The sequence below is a fragment of the Micromonospora sp. M51 genome (assembly GCF_018070305.1).
GTDB lineage: Bacteria > Actinomycetota > Actinomycetes > Mycobacteriales > Micromonosporaceae > Micromonospora > Micromonospora parva.
In genome coordinates this window covers 1-2,030 of sequence record NZ_JAGPXZ010000946.1, presented here as the reverse complement: position 1 = coordinate 2,030, position 2,030 = coordinate 1, and the positions used below count along the sequence as shown (strand labels likewise).

The 2,030-nt window shown below is 71.5% G+C and carries 1 protein-coding gene; it reads right to left on the bottom strand.

The features are described from left to right. On the bottom strand, positions 1–1,860 hold a 1,860-nt coding region (locus KBX53_RS31090; RefSeq protein WP_210863306.1), incomplete at its 3' end, for a serine hydrolase. Positions 1,861–2,030: the final 170 nt, after the last annotated feature.

Here is a 2,030-nt window from a genome sequence, read left to right as displayed (position 1 = left end):
CACCTGGATGGTGCGCAGGGCGCCACCGGGAACGTCCTGCAGGCTCATGATGCTGATGATGCTCAGCACCCAACCGGCGAACGCGAGCAGCGTGCCGGCGACGGCGAGGCGGCTCAGGATCCGCGCGGTACGCCCCGCCCGGTCCCGGGGCGCGCGACCCAGTCGACGGCGGACGATCGCGCCGACCGGCCAGGACAGCACGGTGAGCAGCAGCACGACTGTCGACACGGCCAGCACCGGGACAGCCAACGCGGAGGCGCGGGCGGGCTCGACGGGCAGCAACGTGAACGCGGAGTCGAAACTGATCGCCTCGACCCGGTCGTCGCTCGCCCGCATGGCGATCGTGCGCTGCCCGCCGACCTCACGCCAGACCCAGGGCGCCACCTCCTCGTAGCGGGCGGGGGAGTCGGAGAGTGGACCCGGCACCATCAGCAACCGGTTACCGTCGGTGACGCTGACCGTGGTCCGACCGACCAGGCCGATCGCCGTCAGGAAGTTGCTCCGGATCGCTCGTGAGGACTCGTACGTGCCGGCCGCCAGCGCGGCGTGCGTGGCGGTGGTCTCCGGGTCCACAGTGGTTCCCGGCTGGTCGTCACCGGCGGGGAAGTAGCGGTCGGCGAAGCCGTTCACGATCGACTCGCGAAGCTCCTGGCTGTCGAGCGCGCCGGAGCCGTTGCTGTTGAGGGAGAGGAAGATGCCGGCCCGGTCGTCGGGGTAGATCTGCAGGTGGGAGTGGAAGTACTTGGTGTCTCCGCCGTGGCCGAGGATCCGGTGGCCGTTACGGTCCTCGGTGAAGAAGCCGAGGGTCATCCGGGGTCCGTCGGCCAGCGTGCCCAGCGCCGTCGAGTCGAGTGCCGGCCGCTGCATCAGGTCGCGGGTGGGTTTGTCCAGCAGGGGCGCGAAGCCCACCGGCTCGCCGAGCTGGGCGATCATGAATCGCGCCATGTCCGTCGCCGGGGCGCTCAACGCACCGGGCGGGGGCGTGCCGACGATCTCGAACGGCGCGGCGGGCCCGGCGGAGGTGTCGTACCCGTTGGACATCCGGTCGCGCAGCGCCGCCGGGAGGGGCTGCTCGAAGGTCGACGACGGCATGCCCGCGCGGTCCAGGATGTTGCGCTGGACGTACTCCTCGAAGCGCGTCCCGCTGACCCGTTCGACGATGTACCCGGCGAGGGCGTTGCTGTAGTTGGAGTAGGCGGGGACGGTGCCAGGCTCGTAGATCTGCTCGGGCGGGTCGGTCGCCAGGGCCTTGCGCAGGTCGACGGTGCCGCCCTCGGTGCCGATGAGGCCGGCGATCCGCTCCTCGAAGCCGGCGGTGTGCGTCAGCAGGTGCCGCAGGGTGACGGCCCGCTCGTAGTGGCGCGGCAGGTCGAAATCGAGGTACGTCTCGACGTCGGCGTCGAGGTCGAGCTTCCCGCTCTGTACGAGTTGCAGCACGGCGGTGGCGGTGACCAGCTTCGACACCGATCCCATCCGGAACAGGTGCCGGTCCGGGTCGACCGGCACGGCCGGGTCACCGTCGGCACCGGTGTCGGCGTACCCGTACCCCCGGGTTGTGACGATCTTGCCGTCGTGCACGACGGCGATCGTGGCGCCGGCGATGCCGGTGCGGTCCAGCGCCGCCGGCAGCAGGCCGTCGAGCCAGGCGTTGACGTCGGTGTCGGTCAGAGCCGAACCCGCCCCGCCGCTGGCCGCGGGTGCCGCCGGAGCGGCGATGGGCGGTGCGGGATTGTGCTGCGGTGCGCCGCAGCCGGCGACGCTCACGGCGATGACGACGGTGGCCGCCACCACCGCGCCGAGCCGGACGAAAGGTCGCCCCGACCGGGGTGAGCCGGGGGCGGGAAGAGGACGTGATCGCATCGTCTGCCAGTGCCTTTCCTGGCTAACGGGTGTCCGGAGCAGGTCCGTACGGCGTCACCCGAAGCCATGGAACAAGCCTGTTCGAGGGATCGGCCCCCGCCATCTGGCGCAGGACGGCACTGCGCCTACGACCTGAGGAGGAGGGGCGGCTGCGCCGATGGTGGGGCGGC